Annotated in this window: 17 protein-coding genes; 3 read left to right on the top strand and 14 right to left on the bottom strand. The window is 44.9% G+C overall.

Annotated elements, in window-relative coordinates; translation table 11 throughout:
- Positions 1–242: 242 nt before the first annotated feature.
- The 3 genes from MHB49_RS14320 to MHB49_RS14310 form a co-directional block, all read right to left on the bottom strand.
- Complete coding sequence (locus tag MHB49_RS14320; protein WP_405156569.1) at positions 243–1,346, bottom strand: NADH:flavin oxidoreductase; 1,104 nt, start codon at positions 1,344–1,346, stop codon at positions 243–245.
- Between the two features lie 326 nt (positions 1,347–1,672).
- Positions 1,673–2,986 (bottom strand): hypothetical protein, encoded by a 1,314-nt coding sequence (locus tag MHB49_RS14315; RefSeq protein WP_405156568.1) that lies wholly within the window; start codon positions 2,984–2,986, stop codon positions 1,673–1,675.
- A 282-nt stretch (positions 2,987–3,268) separates the two neighbouring features.
- Positions 3,269–4,318 (bottom strand): 2,3-butanediol dehydrogenase, encoded by a 1,050-nt coding sequence (locus MHB49_RS14310; RefSeq protein WP_405156567.1) that lies wholly within the window; start codon positions 4,316–4,318, stop codon positions 3,269–3,271.
- 445 nt (positions 4,319–4,763) lie between these two features.
- Between MHB49_RS14310 and MHB49_RS14305 the strand changes: the two genes are divergently transcribed.
- Positions 4,764–5,807 (top strand): LacI family DNA-binding transcriptional regulator, encoded by a 1,044-nt coding sequence (locus MHB49_RS14305; RefSeq protein WP_405156566.1) that lies wholly within the window; start codon positions 4,764–4,766, stop codon positions 5,805–5,807.
- A 139-nt stretch (positions 5,808–5,946) separates the two neighbouring features.
- On the opposite strand, the gene MHB49_RS14300 is transcribed toward MHB49_RS14305, so the two are convergent.
- The 3 genes from MHB49_RS14300 to MHB49_RS14290 all read right to left on the bottom strand — a co-directional run bounded on the left by MHB49_RS14300 (position 5,947) and on the right by MHB49_RS14290 (position 7,980).
- The gene (locus MHB49_RS14300) at positions 5,947–6,921 is read right to left on the bottom strand and encodes a D-2-hydroxyacid dehydrogenase family protein (protein WP_405156565.1); all 975 of its coding nucleotides are present in this window, start codon (positions 6,919–6,921) and stop codon (positions 5,947–5,949) included.
- A gap of 187 nt (positions 6,922–7,108) precedes the next feature.
- Entirely contained in the window at positions 7,109–7,360 is a 252-nt protein-coding gene (locus MHB49_RS14295; protein ID WP_405156564.1) for a hypothetical protein, read from the bottom strand.
- Positions 7,361–7,395: 35 nt separating this feature from the next.
- Positions 7,396–7,980, bottom strand: a complete 585-nt coding sequence (locus tag MHB49_RS14290) for a TetR/AcrR family transcriptional regulator (RefSeq protein WP_247902491.1) — start codon at positions 7,978–7,980, stop codon at positions 7,396–7,398.
- 246 nt (positions 7,981–8,226) lie between these two features.
- Here MHB49_RS14290 and MHB49_RS14285 point away from each other — a divergent pair, with 246 nt between their 5' ends.
- Positions 8,227–9,447 carry an MFS transporter gene (locus tag MHB49_RS14285; protein ID WP_405156563.1) on the top strand — a complete coding sequence of 407 codons (1,221 nt, stop codon included), beginning with the start codon at positions 8,227–8,229 and terminating at the stop codon, positions 9,445–9,447.
- Positions 9,448–9,453: 6 nt separating this feature from the next.
- Here MHB49_RS14285 and MHB49_RS14280 read toward each other — a convergent pair whose 3' ends face one another.
- The gene (locus MHB49_RS14280; RefSeq protein ID WP_247903375.1) at positions 9,454–9,615 is read right to left on the bottom strand and encodes a hypothetical protein; all 162 of its coding nucleotides are present in this window, start codon (positions 9,613–9,615) and stop codon (positions 9,454–9,456) included.
- A 13-nt stretch (positions 9,616–9,628) separates the two neighbouring features.
- Complete coding sequence (locus MHB49_RS14275; RefSeq protein ID WP_405157134.1) at positions 9,629–10,093, bottom strand: SRPBCC family protein; 465 nt, start codon at positions 10,091–10,093, stop codon at positions 9,629–9,631.
- Positions 10,094–10,202: 109 nt separating this feature from the next.
- Between MHB49_RS14275 and MHB49_RS14270 the strand changes: the two genes are divergently transcribed.
- Entirely contained in the window at positions 10,203–10,364 is a 162-nt protein-coding gene (locus MHB49_RS14270) for a hypothetical protein (protein WP_405156562.1), read from the top strand.
- Between the two features lie 128 nt (positions 10,365–10,492).
- On the opposite strand, the gene MHB49_RS14265 is transcribed toward MHB49_RS14270, so the two are convergent.
- The 6 genes from MHB49_RS14265 to MHB49_RS14240 form a co-directional block, all read right to left on the bottom strand.
- Positions 10,493–11,584, bottom strand: a complete 1,092-nt coding sequence (locus MHB49_RS14265) for an HD-GYP domain-containing protein (protein ID WP_099852681.1) — start codon at positions 11,582–11,584, stop codon at positions 10,493–10,495.
- 277 nt (positions 11,585–11,861) lie between these two features.
- Positions 11,862–13,697 carry a UbiD family decarboxylase gene (locus tag MHB49_RS14260; protein WP_405156561.1) on the bottom strand — a complete coding sequence of 612 codons (1,836 nt, stop codon included), beginning with the start codon at positions 13,695–13,697 and terminating at the stop codon, positions 11,862–11,864.
- A 281-nt stretch (positions 13,698–13,978) separates the two neighbouring features.
- Positions 13,979–15,307 carry a sensor histidine kinase gene (locus tag MHB49_RS14255; RefSeq protein WP_405156560.1) on the bottom strand — a complete coding sequence of 443 codons (1,329 nt, stop codon included), beginning with the start codon at positions 15,305–15,307 and terminating at the stop codon, positions 13,979–13,981.
- Positions 15,308–15,312: 5 nt separating this feature from the next.
- The gene (locus tag MHB49_RS14250) at positions 15,313–15,981 is read right to left on the bottom strand and encodes a response regulator transcription factor (RefSeq protein WP_405156559.1); all 669 of its coding nucleotides are present in this window, start codon (positions 15,979–15,981) and stop codon (positions 15,313–15,315) included.
- Positions 15,982–16,026: 45 nt separating this feature from the next.
- Positions 16,027–17,991, bottom strand: a complete 1,965-nt coding sequence (locus MHB49_RS14245) for an ATP-binding cassette domain-containing protein (protein ID WP_405156558.1) — start codon at positions 17,989–17,991, stop codon at positions 16,027–16,029.
- 235 nt (positions 17,992–18,226) lie between these two features.
- Positions 18,227–19,519 (bottom strand): amidohydrolase, encoded by a 1,293-nt coding sequence (locus tag MHB49_RS14240; protein WP_405156557.1) that lies wholly within the window; start codon positions 19,517–19,519, stop codon positions 18,227–18,229.
- Positions 19,520–19,591: the final 72 nt, after the last annotated feature.

Here is a 19,591-nt window from a genome sequence, read left to right as displayed (position 1 = left end):
GGTTATAGTGTGGTAAGTCATGGTGTTATTCCTTGGGCGTGTGTGATTGGAGGGGATGAGATAAGGTGTCAGCGGTGCGAATAACGGTTTTCTGTTGTGAATTTTTCATATGTTGAAATTATTATTATAGTGAGGTGAAAAAGCCGCCTTTCGGCGGCAATATGTTTAATTTTCGTTGTTGTAGTCGTTGGTTTTCGTTGCTGTTGGCATTTGTTCTTTACGAAGCCTTAAATATTATTCTTTTAATAGAGTGTTTTCAACACTTCTGTTGTAAAAGGAATAATTTCGGACTGGCGTCCTTCACGAACTTTGTTCGGCCATTCCGGATCACTCAGCAGGACACGCCCCAACGCGATCAAGTCGAATTCATTATTCTCCATTTTCTCGTTTAATTGGTCCAGATGAGCGTCACCTGTTCCCTGGTTTTCATTCGCTCTGTCCACAAATTCCGCTTCAAGCCCTACCGATCCAACAGAGATTGCCGGCTTGCCGCTTATTTTCTGTGTCCAGCCCGCAAGATTCAGCTCAGATCCAGCAAATTCCGGCAGCCAGAATCGACGGGTGGAGCAGTGGAAAATATCCACGCCTGCAGCCGTAAGGGGTGCAAGGAATTGCTCCAGTTGTTCTGGTGTTTCCACCAGACGTGCGTCGTAGTTCCCCATTTTCCATTGGGAGAAACGCAGCACAATCGGGAAGTCAGGACCTACAGCAGCGCGACACGCTTCAATAACTTCAACAGCAAAACGCGTACGCTGTGCCAGATCACCTCCATATTTATCTGTACGACGATTGGTGTGCTCCCAGAAGAATTGATCAATCAGGTAGCCATGAGCTCCATGAAGCTCAATACCATCGAAACCTATGCGCTGCGCATCTGCTGCTGCTTGGGCAAACGCCTGGATTAGACCCTTGATCTCGTCCTCTGACAACGGTTCTCTCTCGGGTTCACCTGCCATGCTTAGTCCCGATGGGCCTACCGGCTCAGCTTCTGCATTGGGTAGATCGCCTGAACGGCGGGCTGTGCCCACATGCCACAATTGTGGCATGATTTTGCCACCCGCATCATGGACTGCCTTGACTACATTCGCCCACCCCTGCAGTGATTTTTCGCCATGGAACAGCGGAATGCTTGCACCACTAATGGATGAAGGGTGATTAATGCCCGTTCCTTCCGTAATGATCAGGCCTACACCACCAGCTGCTCTGCGACGATAGTATTCCACAACCTCCGGTCCGGGTACTCCTTCGGGTGAGAACCCACGAGTCATGGGCGCCATAACGATCCGGTTGGACAGGGTAAGCTTGTCCGAGGTAAACGGTTTAAATAAAGCGGACGGTACATTCATTGTGTATTGCTCCTTTAAGTTCAGATTGGAAGAAAACATAACAATTTCTTGCACACGCTTTTGTATAGCCACAGATGTTAATTAGCGATTTGGTTAACATACAACACCTTTCCATTTTATAGTTTCTGATTTTTATTTTCAAATTTCGGATAAAGAGCGTTACTAACATTTTTAATCTACTAAAACAAAACAGAGCAAGCTTGATGTAGCCTCATCTAAGAAGATCTACCATCTCGGCCTGCCCTGTACAATTAACCCAAAAGACTCTCATTAGTAACCAAAAATGTGGATGAAGCATAGTATATAATCCATAATCTTCCTTTCATTTAATTAGAATTAACAGGGATATCGTTGCGATTAACTCTCAGCAATTTGCCTGATGAAGTAGATAGAACGTCGGGGTCTGTGCCTAGCCCAAAGTAGAAATCACCTTCGTGTTCTTCAAAAGACTTGGCGTACGTGTCCTGGTTAAAACGGAGGATTTCATTCCATGTGATCAGATCTGTCGATTGGTATACCCGATTTATATAGAGATTCGCACTTTTACGAGTGTAGGTAAGCACATAGACTTTACCCTCTCGCAGGAGCAAATCTGTAGGAAGGGCCTGGGTATCTGGCAAAATAACGCGCGATGCCTGATTAATGTCGGTCATGACACTTAAAGACTTGGGCAACAACTGCCCATCATTGAATACACCTCCGGCAATATAAAGCAGCTTATTGTTAAAATTAATATTTTTTCCTATTTTATTATACGGAACTGTGCCGATTTGATAGGTTAACCCCGGGAGCATCTTGCTGCCATAAATGACCACATCTTTCTTCTCAAGCTTCTCATTAATCTCTAATATATTGGTTTTGTCGCCCCAGATTTGATTGGCAGGATACATCATGCCCGATGCATATAATTTGCCTTTGAGTTCAAACAGCGTATATGCCCTGAAGCCAAACGTATTGATGGTGGCGAATATTTGCCAGCTTTCTCCCTGATCATGAGAGATCAGCACTGTAGGTTTCTGCTCGGTACCCAGTGCTGCAAAAAGTTTACCCTGATAAGACGCCAAATCGTATACGTGTACACCTAACGGCAGATTGCGATACTTTGTCCATACATCTCCATCTAACCGGTAGAAGTTTCCCTTATCCCACTGCTCTCCATCAGAATCGTTGCCGGGAATATACAATTTGTCATTCAGTACTTTATAAATGTCAATCTGTTCCTCATCTACGACCATTTTGGTCGATGGAACGATGCCCGGATTTCTATTCGTGACAGGCTGGGTCACAAATTTGGGAGTGGCTGTGTCGAAATAAATGACTGGAATTGGGCCAGCGTTGGGTGAAACACCCAAATTACTACTGTTCCCATGCCCCATATATATTTTTCCTCTGTACAGCTGCAAGTCCCATACATTGTTGGCATAGGGTGCTTTCTTAAAAGGTTTTCCAAGCAGCTCAATCTTGGACGTCACATCAGCGGATGTGACAGGCGCATTGGACACCTTGGCAAGTGCCCGTTCGGCAGGCGGCTGCTGATCGGTGTAAACATTGTTTTTGGGTTTCGAATTCCCCATAAGCAACCACCCCATGCCTGCAGCGATGGTCAAAATCACGGCTGCCCACTTCATATTCCTCTGCATGTCCGCTTCCTCCTTTATTTTATGAGATAACTCCTTTATCTCAAAATGATACAAATTGTATCTTTTCATATTATGTAAAATAGAATGTACTTGCAACAAATTCCGCCCGCTCTATGCAAAAAAAATAGACAATCGCATTTGAGGATGCGTTGTCTATCTATCCTAAATTCATTGTGGTTGCCGAAGGAATGCACAGCAACTCTAGTTGAAATTCAGCTGAGCGCCTGCTGCCATTCGTTAGCTTCCACTCTATTATTTCGTCTTGTTATTTGCTTGGTAAATTTACTCTGCTTTCACCAGAATTTTAACCTGGTTTTTCTCCTTCAGCAGGGCTTCAAACCCGTGCTCTACCACTTCGTCCAGGCTGATTCGTTTGGTTACCAGCTTGTCTGCAGGGAAGAAACCTTTAGCCATCAGGCTAATAACAGCCGGGAATACGTCACGGTAACCGATAATGCCATTGACTGTACGCTCCTTCATGACAATGGAGTTCGGCAGAATCGGTGCTTCCTGTTCAAAAATGCTGACAATCATCAATTCACCGCCAATACGCGTTGAATCAATTGCTTGCTGCAGTACGCGTGGTACACCCGTTACTTCATAAGCTACATTCACGCCACCTTGGGTGCGGGCATGAATTTCTTCCACTACATTATATTGTGTAGGATCAATAACAATAGCGCCAAGTTCTTCCGCTTTGGCCTTACGTTCCTCGGATAACTCCACAACATAAATATCCGATGCGCCAGAAGCTTTCAACGCTTCAATAACCAATAGTCCAATTGGACCCGCACCAAAAACAGCCGCAGTGTCTCCGACTTTCAGTTTGCTTTGACGAACAGCATGAAGAGCTACTGCGGAAGGCTCCACCAACGCTCCTTGCTCGTAGGAGATGGAATCCGGAATGGCATGCACCATATATTCCTCAGCCGTTACATACTCGGAAAAACCTCCGCCTCCCCCAGCCAGGCCCAAGAACCCCATCTGATCGCACAAGTTATATTTCCCCTGTTTACAGGCTTCGCAATGACCGCATGCATAGATCGGTTCCACAACAACGCGATCCCCTGCCTGAAAACGTGTCACGCCTTCTCCCACTTCAACCACTTGTCCTGAAAATTCATGTCCCATCACAATAGGTGCTTGTTCCCCTGTTAGCGGATGCGGAGCTTGAACCGGAATGAAAATAGGGCCAGCAGTGTATTCGTGCAAGTCACTGCCACAGATCCCACACCACTCCACTTTTATTTTAACCTTCCCCTGTGCAGGGCGGGGTTCATCAATATTTTCCAGACGCAAATCTTTTACTCCGTGCCAACGCAATGCTTTCATTTGTTTCATCTCCCAGATCATAAGTTATAATACAATCGGAAACGTTTCCGTAAATTAAATATGTCACATTTTAAATAGACTGTCAAACATAATTTGTCACACATATGTCTATCTAATGAATTTTACGTCGATAATCCTAATGTAAATGCCAGCGTTTTCAAATACTTGTAACTCCGATGACAGAAACAACTTTACGATAAGGCGAAGGTTATTCCAATCATCTGTGTTCTCTTGTAAATGTTTCATTCAATGTATATAGAATGCGCTATTTATCTCTATTAATCCATTCAGATTTGCTGAAAACTAACGGGCTTCCATGACTTTTCAATCCTATTCACGAGATACTTGTTGGCTCAAATGTTATAATCAAGGTATAAGATTGTCATTCCATCCGTACATATCTTAAAATTCGGAATCGTTTCCGATGAAGTGAGGTTAACTAAACGTGAGTAAAGATCAGAAGGTTACGATCAAGGACGTTGCAGAACTTGCAGGTGTAGGTATCGCAACCGTTTCCCGAGCCATTAACAATTCCGATGGCATTAGCAACAAAACACGAGATAAAGTCTTGCAGGCCATTGAGGAGCTTGGATTTGTCCCTAATACCTCTGCCCAGAGTTTGAAAATACGCCAGACGCATCAGATTGCACTGGTTGTACCTGACATACGCAATGCCATCATTCCCGAGATCTCTTGGTCTGTTGAACAAACGGCGAAGCAGCACGGGTATCATGTGGTCCAAATCAACACGGCGGGCAATGCCCGCACGGAACTGGAAACCATTCGTACGATCAAAAAACTGCACGTGGACGGGCTTATTTTCATGCCTTTGGCTTATCCCAAAACGTTGCCCGGCTTAATTGATAAAGCCCCCCTTCCCATTTCCATGATCAATTACGGTAAAAAGCTGGACCCCGGCATGAAAGCAGATGTCGTTTCACTTTCCCAGCCTGAAGGGAAGCTGGTCATGGAACATCTAATTAAGATTGGACGAACCCGCATTGCCTATGCCGGTGCTCCCAAAGATATTATTGAAGAGCGTTATCGGGCTTATGAACAGGCGCTTGGACATGTAGATATCTCGCTTGTTTACTTTGGAGAAGATTTCTCATTGAATACAGGAGCCAATGCAGCGGATTACTTCTACGGGCTGACTCACATGCCAGATGCCGTATATGCGATTAATGATATGGTCGCCATCGGACTGGTAAATCGGTTTAAAGAACTGGGTGTTCGTGTACCTGAAGATATTGCCGTTGTGGGCGTTGATAACAACCAGTGGACTACCGTAACCTCTCCTCAGATCAGTTCAGTCTCAATTATGGGCGAAGAAGTCGCCCGGCTTGCGACGGAATTACTGTTAAAACGGATTCGAGAAATGAGCACTACCGATTACGAGCACATCCAATTTGAGCCACGGTTAATTGTGCGTGAGTCCAGTGTTGCCATGATTCGCTCATCTTCACAAGGAACACCCGCAGAAGAATGATCGCGAGGTTACCGGATTTAATGGACAATCCAAACCTTCGATAAACGCAAAAAAGGTGTTTCTCATGAATGAACTTCTTCTGAGAAACACCTTTTTATCTTCATTCACAACCTTTTATCTCAAACCCACCTCTCAGCAATTACTTTTTCGCAAGCAATTGTCTAATCGGTGTTCCTTTCAAATACATCTTAATATCCTCTACGGTATGGTTAAAATAAATGGCATAGTTACCTTGAGTCACATAACCCAGATGCGGTGTTGCCAGCAGATTGGGCAGTGTACGCAATATATGATTTACTGGAAGAGGCTCCTGTTCATATACATCCAGACCCGCGCCGGCAATCCACTCGTTTTGTAAGGCTTCAACCATCGCCTCTTGATCCACAATGCCTGCACGGGATGTGTTGATTAATAAAGCGGTATTTTGCATCCGCTGGAATTCGGCTCGACCAATTAAATTACGGGTGCGATCACTGAGCACCAGATGAATGGAAACAATATCGCTTTGTTCAAGCAGCTGTTCCTTCGTCTCTGCCCACTGGACTCCCTGTTCCTCTGCTCGTTCTTTTGTTAAATTCTCACTCCAGGCGATCACTTGCATGCCAAAAGCTTGGGCAATCTCTGCCATCCGGCTGCCAATCTTGCCTAAACCGAGCAATCCTAGTGTCTTTCCGTACAAATCCATGCCAACTGTACTCTGCCAATTCCGATTGGAACGCAGCGCGTTATTTTCAGTTACCAATTGTCTGGACAGCCCGAGAATCAACGCCCATGTCAGTTCCGTCGGCGGGTTCGAGCTGCCTTCCGTGCCACAGACAATTACTCCGTTTTGTTCCGCAGCTTGGAGGTCAATTGAAGCATTACGCATGCCGCTTGTAATCAGAAGCTTGAGTTTGGGCAATTGTGTAATCACAGATTCAGGAAAAGGTGTACGTTCACGCATCAAGACAATAATCTCAAAATCCTGCAGTTCCTGAACGACCTTCTCTTCTGATCCCATGTAATTATTGAACGTCTGAACCTCAACCCGATCCAGGATAGGAGTCCAATCTGCTGAAGAAAGGGCTACATTCTGATAATCATCCAATATGGCACAACGCAACTTCGTCTGCATGGTTGAATCTCCTCCTCAATATGTACATCATCGAACAAGGTTTAACATGTTTCCCGCATATGTAAATCATATGATACATCCTAATTTTATCTATACCCTATCTGTATTGTATCAACTCAGACCCGATCTGCCCAATGCCCTCAGACACATAAAAGGCAGGAACACGCTCCCACTTCTCTCTTTCACATCAAAACAGTTTGAAAAGCAGCGCCGTGATCAAAATGGCCATCGCCACTAGAAACAAGGACCGTATTTTCGCAAAAATTGTATCCAATTTCGATTGATTATTCTCTGTCAGGGAACCCACAATAGCAATAAAAGCAAGTATACCAATCACAATCAAACTGAACTCAATGATTCCCATTCTGCCGTATGTAGTCAGCAGCACACCTATAATATAAAAAACGACAAGGTAGATCCTATGAAAATAACGCTCCATATGAACACCCTTTCTAAAAAAAGAAGATCTTTCCCTCATGCCTCAAGCAACGATAACGTACCCTTAATACTCTGCAACACAAACGAGCGATCCGGATCCGATTTCATCATCACGGTCAATCCAATCATCGATACAACCAAAGACGTTGATAGCGTATTTGCGTCAAAATTATTAGACAATTCCCCACTTTCCTGCCCCCGTTCAATTGTCTCCTTAAAAATCGCTGTCAGATACATCTGGTGCTCCCGTGTAAGAACAGCGAATTTAGGGTCATGGGGAGCCAGCTCAACCATCGTATTGATGCAAAAACAGCCGAGCCGAGCATCTGTCACATCCCCTTCTGCCCCAATATGTTCAAATAAGGCACGGAAAGCTTCTTTTACAGAGGATGTATGTTGAAGCCTGGATCTGACCTGAGCGGCATGCAAAGTCGTATATCGACGAAGTGCCGTTTCAAACAATTCCTTTTTGTCACCAAAAGCCGCATATAGACTGGGACGTTGAATACCCATGGCTGTCGTCAGATCACTTAAGGATGTCGCTTCAAATCCTTTATCCCAAAATGTCTGCATTGCCGCTTCCAGTGCATTATCCGTATCAAATTCCCGTTGTCTAACCATATATACACCTTCTTTATGTATCGATCAGTATATAAATATTTTAATCTGCATCTGATTCCTATGTCAATTCTATCTCAATTCATAAAGAGAAAATTAATCAGTTCACTTCAAGTCTTGACATCGTGTCAAAGCGTGAAGTATGTTTATTCCGAATCATAATGTACTGATCAGTATAATTAAAAATTCAACCGTGTTCTTTGTTCTCCTCTAACTTACCACATTCAAATTCGGAAAGGTGAATCATCCATGCAAAATCCGTCTTATCAACCACATCCCTATAACGAAGGACATCCGGGCATTTCCCGCCTTGTTGCACTATTATTTGCCCTATGCAGCGGACTTGCGGTAGCCAACATTTATTATGCCCAGCCTTTGCTAGACTCCATTGCTGAAGAGTTCAGCATCACACATTCATCCATTGGCGGCGTCATTACCGTAACCCAGATTTGTTATGCCCTCGGATTGTTATTACTCGTCCCACTTGGTGATCTTTTGAATCGGCGCAAGCTGATCATCACCCAGATGCTTTTATCCGTAATCGCCCTGATTGCTGTCGGTACCTCATCATCCAGCCAAGCTCTGTTCATTGGAATGGCTGCCATCGGGCTGCTTGCCGTGATTACACAAACGCTCGTTGCCTTTGCAGCTTCTCTGGCTGCACCCTCTGAACGAGGGCGCATCGTCGGTCTGGTCACAAGCGGAATCGTCATCGGTATATTACTGGCGCGAACCATAGCAGGCACCTTAAACGATTGGATTGGCTGGAGATCGGTCTATCTCTTCTCTGCCAGTCTGACATTACTGGGCATTATCGCGCTGTTTCTTGTACTGCCCAAACACGAACCCAAGCGAGAGAAACTCACCTATACTCAATTAATCGTTTCTGTCCTGCAACTATACCGGGAGCTGCCTATTCTGCGAACACGCGGCGTTCTCGCCACGTTGATCTTCACAGCCTTCAGCATCCTGTGGACTTCCATGGTGCTGCCGCTTAGCACTCCACCCCTTTCCCTGTCACATACTGCTATCGGAGCCTTTGGTCTTGCGGGAGCTGCTGGTGCGCTGGCTGCTGCACGTGCTGGAAGACTGGCTGATCGGGGATTGGGTCAAAAGACGACGGGCGTTGCTCTTGTCATATTGCTTCTTTCCTGGCTGCCCATAGGCTATGTTCACCACTCTGTATGGCTGTTTGTAGCTGGAGTAATTATGCTGGACCTTGCCGTGCAGGCCGTACATGTCACCAACCAGAGTCTGATCTATGAAGTCCGTCCTGAGGCGCAGAGCCGTTTGACAGGCGCTTACATGATCTTTTATTCGATTGGAAGTGCTACCGGCTCCATTGCTTCTACTCAAGTGTACGCATGGGCAGGTTGGACTGGCGTTTGCTGGCTGGGTGCAAGCGTGAGTGCCGCTGCGCTTCTGTTCTGGACCATTGATCGATATATCCATCGGAATTCGGATCAATAAAAGAACTTAATCCAGCTTATTCCATACCACGATAAACAGCGTGGCTAACGGACCAAATAACAGGGAAATCAGAAACCAGTTCAGTCCACTTCTGTTTTTTCCCTGAGCAAGTCCGGCATTAATAAGCGCAAGCGTTCCCCAACCCACAAAGTATTCGTTATCCATCATATATTATCTCCTCTTAACTGATCGAATCTGTCTGCTGCTCAATGAGTGCCTTTAACTTCAAATTACGGCTCTGCAGGAAAGCCTGCATATACTTTTTGAGTACAGCACGCTCTGCAACCCAACCCAGAACACCAAGAGGAGCTTCAAATCTCAGTGTGTCTCTCATACAAGTCGTCTGCTCGTCCAGCTTGCTGAAGCTGTGTTCATGTCTCATGCTCTTGAAAGCCCCTTTCTCCATCTGATCCACAAAGAGATATGGCCGATTGTACTCGGTAATTCGTGAAGTCAGCTTCTGCCTTATCCCGAAATGGTTTGCTTCGAAAGTTACTGTATCACCCTCACCAATTCTACCCGTTGTAACCCCAGCTACAGCCTGCTCGCGGGTATGTTTCCAGACCGTCCGGGTATGTATATCAATGTCCCGCGCATAGTCAAAGCATCGCTCAATGGGGGCATGTATTCTAATCTCGGTGACCACTTCAATCAAGAACTATCTCTCCTTATCCACTTGCATTACAATATATGAATAGGCAGTTCGCACTCTCTGCAACCTATTGGTAGTCACTGAAAGGAGTTGTGTATGATTCATGAATGCGTCTTCCAAAATCACAACATTTCTAATGTTCTCCGGACAAGCGGAGGAAGCTATTCGCTCATACGCTGCATCCCCGGTCAGTCAACAGTTCGCTTGGGTTCAGGACCGTTATGGCGTGAACTGGCAGCTCAATTTGCCTAAAAAGGAAAATTAAGGTCTTTGCAAAGTATACTCCTGCTCTCCATAAAGAACAATGCATTGGGATAATATAAAAATGAAAAACGGGCCCCCTGTCATCGTGCAGGAGGCCCATTTTCCGTAGGAGTTATTTATTAATCAAATTTAGATAATTAATTCATTAATGGCAAGCGTGCGTTCTTTGGACAGATCACGATATTGTTCCGATTCCACCTTGATCAGTGGTTTGAAAATATCGGATGTATTGTTCATGACAATAACACCCCGCTCGCCGTTGCTCAACAGCACTTGTTTACCAATAAAATTAGGAAGCAGATGCTGCATCAAGGCTTGAACCGGCTTCTCATTCAATTTGCCGAATCCCATCGCATAGATGTCGCGCAAGTTGTTGATCAAATTCGGATTGCTGCTTCCATGACTGCCGGATCTCATGCCGATGTAGATGTCTGCAACAGATACGATCTGTGTGTATGGATGAATCTCATCTTTCTTCAGTTGCATCGGATATCCGGTACCATCCTCCAGCTCATGATGCTGAAGAGCTACCAGCGCAGTGGCTTCATCGGTCATGGAGCTTTTGATAATATCATGTCCATAGATCGTGTGGCGCTGCAATTCGAGCTGTTCATCTGCGGTTAACGGTTCCATCTTGTTGCGTATCCGGTGAGATACCTTACATTTGCCGATATCGTGAAGATAGCCACCACGACTGATCTGATAACTTTCTTTTTGGGAATAGCCCAGCCAATTGGCCAGGTAAAAGGATAACAGTCCAACCTGAATGGAATGTGTGTAGTTATTGACATCATCCCGTTCCAGCATCATCAGGAGATGTACGACATCCTTTTGCTCGTCCAGTCCCTCCACCATCGGTTGAAGCGCATCGTCCACCATTGTTGCGTTGAACTTGCCCACTGTCAGCGCTTCGAGAAACGCGGATTGATAATTATGTACAGTTTGTATAAATTGGGATTTCATTTCTTCTTCAGGCGGTTCTTCCTTGGTGCTTGTGCTTGCTCCAGATGCAAATTTTGCTGCTGCAGCAAAGAATTCCGCTTCCGTGATCTCTTCCTCGCGTGGTTCAATATCCACATAGTCTACCCGGTGCTGCATCAGCAAGGTGATATCTTCACTTTTGATCACAGTACCCTGACCCAGAACGTGTAATCCCGCTTCGCTGAATGTATCCGCAGTCAGACGGTCTCCATCTTGCAGGTTCATAATATGGATTCTCAAATCGGTATTCCCCCTGAACAATCATTTATAGTCAACAGTTCCCGTTAGATCGGGTCCCAAAAATCCCTATACTACTTTATATCGATAAATACATTCTTTTTCTCCATAGTCCAAACGACCTTAATCGCAAAAGGAAATACGAACGTATAAGACTTTATTCTCACTCCCATTTTCAAAAAAGTCCCGGTTTGAATTTGTATTTAAATAACGGACATCTTGTTTTACACATATATAACCAAAAAGCCCAAAAAAATCTTTGGGCTTTTATAGCATTCAATTATATTTTGATCGAGCTTAGACTCGCACCCTGTACGAAAAAGCGTTCGATCCCTTTCTCAACAGAGGGGTCCGGAATTAACGGTGGCGCCTGATGCGGCTTCACTCTGGCATCGATAATGATCTGATCACAGCCCCAATGTTTATAGTTGTAACTGCTGTTCACACCGTACATATCATGGGACGGATTACTGCGGGTAAATGTCGCCCACAAGAAGTTGCTGAGATTCGCACTCAGGAAAGAACTATCATCACATAATATGATCATTGGACAGGAAGACAGATCTCCCTTTTCCATAAGCATGTCCGTAAATGCCTTCATTTCCTGTTCTGTATCCGCATATCTAGTGAATGGCGCACCCTGAACGGCTACAACCCCTGGCATTACGAGCTGCGGATTGCTATACCCCCGGATATCCTTCAATGTCTCTGGTACTTCACGGCACAATTCCCGTTTCTTGTCCCCATAGGCTGCAAAAACAACCTTACTGCCGCTGTTCAATCCGGTTCCCGAGTAATCCAGCGTATCGATTGTTGTGTTGGTGTGGAAATGAATGTCCCGCTGCAGATCCATTCGTTCCAGGATATACGTCAGGAATTCCACTTCCCGGTGCGTATCCAGCGGTTGCTGATCTTCTGCTGTAATAAACAAATACTTCGCCAGACTGAGCTGGCCTGTACCCAGAATACGACTCGCAATCGTCAGCAGCTCTGTGGGCTGCTTTACCTTCTGATAGGGCGTATAACGTTCGCTTCCAATGGCGAACAGAAGAGGATGCACTCCTGCGGCGTCAACTGCGTGGACTTCTTTTACGCCCGGAATCTCCTGTTTAATGGCATCACCCGTAATTTCATGAATCAGATCACCAAATGCAGTATCCTCTTGCGGAGGACGACCCACCACAGTAAATGGCCAGATCGCATTTGGCTTGGCGTACACTTTATGCACTCTCATTAGCGGGAATGGATGGGTCAGACTGTAATATCCGAGATGATCACCAAATGGTCCTTCAGGCTTTGTCTCGTCCGGGTAAATCTCCCCAGTGATGACGAAATCGGCGTCATTGCTGATGCAATATCCATCCTTATAGCTGTAACGGAAGCGTCGCCCCGCAAGCAGTCCAGCGAAAGTCATCTCACTGAGTCCTTCTGGTAAAGGCATCACAGCAGAAAGCGTGTGTGCCGGCGGCCCCCCAATAAAGATACTCACTTTCAGGGGTTCCCCCTTTTTGACTGCTTTGGCTTGATGAATACCGATTCCGCGATGAATCTGATAGTGCAGTCCAATTTCCTTGTTCAGTTCATAATCATTACCACTTAGCTGCACCCGGTACATGCCCAGATTGGAGTTCATGATGCCTGGCTTGTCCGGGTCCTCCGAATAGACCTGAGGCAGCGTAACGAACGCTCCACCATCCATGGGCCAATGCTTGATCAAAGGTAGATCCGAAATCTGAATCTCTTGCGCAGTTACAGGCAAACTGATGGACTTCTGCTTAGGTAGAGCCTGCCAGGCGGCAAGACCTGTGCTGATATGCTGAAATGGCGTTTTGAGTGCCTTCATTGGATCGTCCCGGACAGCCATAACACGTTGAACACCTTCAAGCGTTCCACGGAACATGAATTTGCTTCGTTCCAGTGTACCGAACAGATTCGAAACGGCCTGGAACTTTGAGCCTTTCACATTTTCGAACAGCAGAGCTGGGCCTTTCGCCTCATGCACTTTCATATGTATCGCTGCCATCTCCAAATGAGGGTCCACTTCTTCCTTCACTCGGATCAAATGTCCATGCTGCTCCAGATCATTAATGCAATCTTCCATATTGCGATATTTCATTGGATGGCTCCATTCTTTATATAATAAATTGTTATGTTCATATATTCACATAGATGTGCCGAGGTAGCGGATAGAATATAACGTTGAATCTTTTTCACTATGGTCACCCTACAAATGAATTGCTCCTCGCGTCTCTTCTATCTTATCAAATGATCTGCCTCTAAACAAAACAATATATAAAATCTCTCACTCTGCTCTTACCAAAAAGCAATATTTAGTTGACCGTTGTCCTGTACTCACATAAGGACCACGATCGCTTAAATATTGCTAATCGAGATTACTTAAGATGTAGTCGAAGGTCTCGGGATCGTAACCGTAAACTTCGTTCCTTCTCCAACCTTGCTCTCCACATCAATTGTACAATCATGTAATTTCAATATTTTAATCACAATGGAAAGCCCTAATCCATTCCCTTTAAGAGCACTGCTCCGGGCTTTGTCCACCATATAAAACCGATCGAAAATATACGGAATGGCTTCTTCCGGTATTCCTTGTCCTGAATCTCTAATCGATACCTTAACGACTGAAGCACTCATCACCATTGCAACGTGGATAAACCCGTCGGGACCTGTATATTTTATCGCATTGTTGATTAGATTCTGCCAAACCTGTTCAAACAAATCTTTATCGACCTTGATCTCGTAAGGCAATAAATCCAATTCAATCTTGATATTTTTGTGCGCCCACTGGGGTTCCGCCAATACAATCGTTCTTCTTAATTGTTCATCTAGGTGGAACGTGGTGAGATTAAACGGATGGTGCTCCGAATCGAGCGAAGCTAACCGGAGTAAATTATCACTTAGCCTGGAAAGGCGTAATGTTTCCTCATATATGATATCCAGATGCTCTTTCTGCTCTTCCAATGGGATGACACCATCTTGCAGCGCTCTTGTAAACCCTCTGATCGATGTTAGTGGAGACTGCATTTCATGAGAGACGTTACTGACAAAATCATCACGCACAGAATCTATTTTCTGCAGCTCACTGGCCATGTGATTAAAGCTATCCATTAATTCACCAAACTCATCTTGTTTGTGATGTTTCAACCGGACAGTTAGATCGCCAGATGCCATTTTCTTGGCTGCAAGGGTAAGCCTTTTGATCGGTTTCACAATGTACCCAGACATGAACATGATTAATAAGCTTCCTATGACTAAGACAGTTAATAGCGATATAAATAATGTACGTTTCACATTATGAAAAATCGATGAAAAATTAATTTTGATAAGGAGCGCATTTTTCTCTTCATTCATCCTGGGGACACCGACGATCGCCGTTTCATCTTTATTGGACATCATAAACGCTTCCGTTGTATTTCCATTGAATAATTCATGTACTTTATCGTCTGGTAATGAAGCAAGCAGTTCACTTTGTTCATTCACGGAATTTATAATCAAGCCGTATCTTGCAAAAATATTCAAGCTTGTTTTCACCTTTTCCGGTTCATCGATCAGGTTGATTATCGTAGCGATATCTTCGGCAATGGTGACCATCGTATGATTAGGTGTCTTTTCCTGAGGTTGCATGTTCAGTATAAAGGAGAGAATCAAACTAACGATCACAATACCAATAAATGTGGCTACGATTCGTAGGCGCAGGCTTTTCCTCACGGATTTCATACTAGCTCCAGACGATATCCAAGTCCTCTGACCGTCGAAATCATCAGCTCAGGGATTGGTTCCAGTCGTTCTCTTAGCCTTTTGACATGCACATCTACTGTCCGCTCATCACCTTCATAATCGAGTCCCCATATATCTTCGATAAGCTGTGTACGTGTGAATATTTGTCCTGGCAAACTCGCCAAGGCAAATAACAATTCACATTCCTTCTTTTTTAATTCAACCGTTTGCGCTCCTGCATCGACTGTCAAATTACTCAGATTAATCGTCGCACCACCTATATGAATAACGTTCGATGAAGTCTTGTTGTATCTCTTCATCAGGGATTTTACACGTAAGATTAACTCTACTGGATCAAAAGGCTTCACTAAATAATCGTCGGACCCTGCATTAAATCCTCTGACTTTATCCTTGGACTCTCCTTTGGCTGTCACCATCAGGATCGGAATATCTGTATAGGATCGAATATCTTCAGTCAGTTCAATCCCGTCTATACGGGGCATCATCACGTCCACAATCGCTAAATCAATTTTGGTATGAGACAAGATGTTAAGTGCTTCTTGGCCATCCGGCGCTTCCACGACCGAAAACTGATTTTTTTCGAGATAAATTCGGATTAATTTGCGGATATGCGAATCATCATCAACCACAAGAATCGTGTTCATTTATGCATTATCCCTTCCGCAATTTTCAATATTCACTACTTGGTTTTATTCATATCGTAAGGATTCCATCGGGTCCAGCTTGGCTGCTTTGGATGAAGGCATCAAACCAGCGATGATACTAATCACTGTACTTACGATGATCCCGAACAAGATATAATATCCGGATAAGTTAATTAGTTTTGCTCCAAACGCGTTGTCCAAAAGAATATTTAATACATAACTGATAATTATCGCAAATACTACCGCAATGATACCACTGAATACCCCCAATAGAGCAGATTCAGAAAAGAAAATTCGCTTGATATCCTTCTTTCTGGCTCCAATCGCACGAAGGATTCCGATTTCCTTCGTCCGTTCCACGACACTAATATAAAGCACAACCAGTATCATAATACCCGATACGATTAACGAAATGCCTGCAATACCAGACAGAACGATCGTGGCCATGTTCACATAAGTCGTGATATTTTCCATGACTTTTGCCGTCTGGGAGCCTGAGAAGCCCGCATCAACAGCAGCTGCATTAATATCATTGACATATTTCATATCGGTTGCATAGGCATTCACTTGAATCGGGCCAATGGTGATGCCTTGGTCTGTATACATCTGCTCCAGTGTCTGTGATGAAATGTAACCCGGTGATTGCTGCATTGGTGATCTTTGATCTGACGCTTCATAAATACCTGATATAGTTATTTCTTTCTCCAAAGTTACCGGTTTATTATTGCCATCCATCTCATTGATATATAGAAACACAGACTTGCCGATCATGGATTCAGCTTGGTCATTTCCGCTTAATTTATTCGCCGTATCGAGGGGTAACAACATCTCATTTTCTACCGGAAGCGTACCCTTTGTTATCATTGCTGGATCAAAAGCATTCGTTAATGTCGTTAACTGCGTGAGTGGCGCACTTTGCTTTGCATTAACCATAGTCGATTTGCCCGTAATAGTAGTGATCGTCTCTACATGATCCACATTAGGGAAATTGCGAATGGTCTCAATATCAGCTGCTGTGAACGGTTCACCTGTTGCCATCAAGGCTTCCGGGCCTTGCATGTCTTTGGCTACTTCACTCGGCTTCGTTATATCCACGAGCAGCGGGTCCATGCTTGAATTGATTTCGTCGTTCATATATGTCGTTATTCCATTACCCAAGGAGAGCATCAGGAGTACGCTTAAAATCCCTATCGACCCACCTAAAGCTACCAATACATTACGCTTGCCATTGAGTTTCATATTTTTGAGAGCCATTTGGAAAGAAGCCAGTAAGCCCAGGTTTCTCGAAGCACCACGACTGCCCTCATAGGTAGTCAAGGAACGATCTTTTAAATGGATATCATCCTTAATCCGTCCCTCCTCAACCTTCACAATCCGTGTACCGGAATCGGCCACTTTCTGCGAGTGAGTTACGGCAATAACAAGCATCCCTTTTTGTGCAATGCTGTCCAGCAAATCCAGAATTTGATCCCCGTTTTCCTTATCCAGAGCACCCGTTGGTTCATCCGCCAAAATAATGTCTGGATTATTGGATAATGCACGAGCAATGGAAACCCGTTGCTTCTGTCCACCCGACAGCTGGTTGGGCCGTTTATTTAGATGATTCTTCAACCCAACCTCGGTCAAAATATCAATAGCACGCTTATTGCGTTCCTTTTCACTAGTATCCGTCATTTGCATAGCAATCGTAACATTTTCCAGCACAGACAGATGCGGGATCAGATTGAAATTTTGAAACACAAAACCGATATTATTCTTGCGATAATCATCCATTTCCTTCTCGGTCATGGCACTTAAGTTCTTTCCACGAACAAGGATCTCCCCTTCAAAATCGGAATCCATCCCACCAATAATATTCATAAGGGTTGACTTTCCGCAACCCGATTCACCAAGGATCGAGACGAATTCTCCTGTCTCAAAGCTCAAATTCACATCATGGAGCACAGGTACCTTTTCCTTACCATACAACGTGTATGATTTCTTCACATGTTTAACTTCTAATATAGTCATTTTGATCTCTTCCTCTCCAAGTTGTACACCTTATCTATATATTGGACATCTCACATTCTAACAAATTTGTGTGAACTGATAATGAACTGGACAATCCGCGTTTACCTGGCAAAAAGAAATACACCTGCAATGGCTTGAGGAGAACTGTATCAAGTCATTGCAGGTGTGATATGTAAGCAAAAGCAAACAGAACCCTATACTTTAGGACTCCGTTTGCATCGTTCCGTTTGAGACATTAAATCCCTTCTACAATACGTTTCGCCCGAACCTCTACCTGACGGAAAAGTTCTTCCTCATCAATCGTCAGCAACTGCCTGCCTCTCATAAGCACACGGCCATTCACAATCGTGGTATCTACATCGGCGCCATTCACGCTGTACGCGAGCAAGGATTCCAGCTCGTGAACCGGCTGCAAATGCGGTTTCTTCAGATCAATCAGAATCAGGTCGGCCTTGCGCCCAACTTCCAGGACACCTACATCATGCTGAATATTTAGGAGTTCTGCACTTCCGTGGGTAGCCATCCGAAGAACTTCTTTTGCAGACAACCGGGTGGGATCACCATAATCAAGCTTCTGCAGCCAGGTCGCGGCTTTGATTTCTTCAAACATATCCACGGTTGTCGCACTTCCTGCCCCATCCGTTCCAAGGCCTACGTTAATCCCCTGTGCAGTCATCTCGGTAATTGGAGCGATTCCGCAGCCCAATTTCAGATTGCTGACCGGATTGTGTGACACTCCCCCACGCATGCCTTTCAGTCGGGCAATATCTCTGCGATTCAGGTGTACTCCATGGGCAAGCAGTACGTGTGCTTTTTCGAACATACCTGCCTCTTCCAAATACTCTGTTGGTGTCATGCCATAGCGTTCACGAATCTTCACAACTTCCTCTTTCGTCTCAGCCAGATGAATGTGAATGGGTACGTTCTCCTGCTCCGCCATCGCGATCACTTCCCGCAAAGATTCTACCGGGCAAGTATAGGGAGAATGCGGGCCGTACATCGTCGTAATTCGACCCTCAGCCTTACCAGACCAACGTTGTACCAAATCGACCGCTTCCTGTAATCGGCGTCCTCCGTCATCCTCCACGAATACCATTCCGCGTGTGAGCGATGCCCGAATACCGGTTTCCGTTACCGCTTCGGCGATTTCATTCATGTGAATGTACATATCCGCGTAAGCTGTAGTTCCTGAGCGAATCATCTCAGCAATGGATAATTGCGCTCCCCAGTATATATCTTCGGGGGTCATCCGGGCTTCTGCTGGCAGCATCTTACGGTCAAGCCAATCCATGAGCTTCAGATCATCCGAGAATGCCCGTAACAGACTCATTGGTGTATGCTGGTGAGCATTGATCAAGCCTGGCATGGCCAGTTTGTGTTGACCATCCATAATGTCATCTCCCGGTTGAGCCTGAATGTGGGGAGCCATCTCTGTGATCCGGTCCCCTACAATGCGAATATCGCCCGTATAAGGGGAATCGGTGTCTTTCATCGTTAAGATTGTGGCTTGCTGGATTAATATACTCATTCATTTCACAACTCCTCTAGGTTTGGATTTCCTTACTTCCAAATCCGAGGATAAGCCTTCACGTAACGGCAA

This window comes from Paenibacillus sp. FSL K6-0108 (genome assembly GCF_045040695.1).
Lineage (GTDB): Bacteria > Bacillota > Bacilli > Paenibacillales > Paenibacillaceae > Paenibacillus > Paenibacillus pabuli_B.
Note: the sequence above shows the minus strand (reverse complement) of the source record. Positions and strands in the feature narration are given on the sequence as shown.

Excerpts from the sequence above, each read along its gene's own strand:
- MHB49_RS14320 (WP_405156569.1), bottom strand. The coding sequence starts at position 1,346 with ATGAATGTACCGTCCGCTTTATTTAAACCGTTTACCTCGGACAAGCTT.
- MHB49_RS14315 (WP_405156568.1), bottom strand. The coding sequence starts at position 2,986 with ATGCAGAGGAATATGAAGTGGGCAGCCGTGATTTTGACCATCGCTGCA.
- MHB49_RS14310 (WP_405156567.1), bottom strand. The coding sequence starts at position 4,318 with ATGAAAGCATTGCGTTGGCACGGAGTAAAAGATTTGCGTCTGGAAAAT.
- MHB49_RS14300 (WP_405156565.1), bottom strand. The coding sequence starts at position 6,921 with ATGCAGACGAAGTTGCGTTGTGCCATATTGGATGATTATCAGAATGTA.
- MHB49_RS14295 (WP_405156564.1), bottom strand. The coding sequence starts at position 7,360 with ATGGAGCGTTATTTTCATAGGATCTACCTTGTCGTTTTTTATATTATA.
- MHB49_RS14290 (WP_247902491.1), bottom strand. The coding sequence starts at position 7,980 with ATGGTTAGACAACGGGAATTTGATACGGATAATGCACTGGAAGCGGCA.
- MHB49_RS14285 (WP_405156563.1), top strand. The coding sequence starts at position 8,227 with ATGCAAAATCCGTCTTATCAACCACATCCCTATAACGAAGGACATCCG.
- MHB49_RS14280 (WP_247903375.1), bottom strand. The coding sequence starts at position 9,615 with ATGATGGATAACGAATACTTTGTGGGTTGGGGAACGCTTGCGCTTATT.
- MHB49_RS14270 (WP_405156562.1), top strand. The coding sequence starts at position 10,203 with ATGAATGCGTCTTCCAAAATCACAACATTTCTAATGTTCTCCGGACAA.
- MHB49_RS14260 (WP_405156561.1), bottom strand. The coding sequence starts at position 13,697 with ATGAAATATCGCAATATGGAAGATTGCATTAATGATCTGGAGCAGCAT.
- MHB49_RS14250 (WP_405156559.1), bottom strand. The coding sequence starts at position 15,981 with ATGAACACGATTCTTGTGGTTGATGATGATTCGCATATCCGCAAATTA.
- MHB49_RS14245 (WP_405156558.1), bottom strand. The coding sequence starts at position 17,991 with ATGACTATATTAGAAGTTAAACATGTGAAGAAATCATACACGTTGTAT.
- MHB49_RS14240 (WP_405156557.1), bottom strand. The coding sequence starts at position 19,519 with ATGAGTATATTAATCCAGCAAGCCACAATCTTAACGATGAAAGACACC.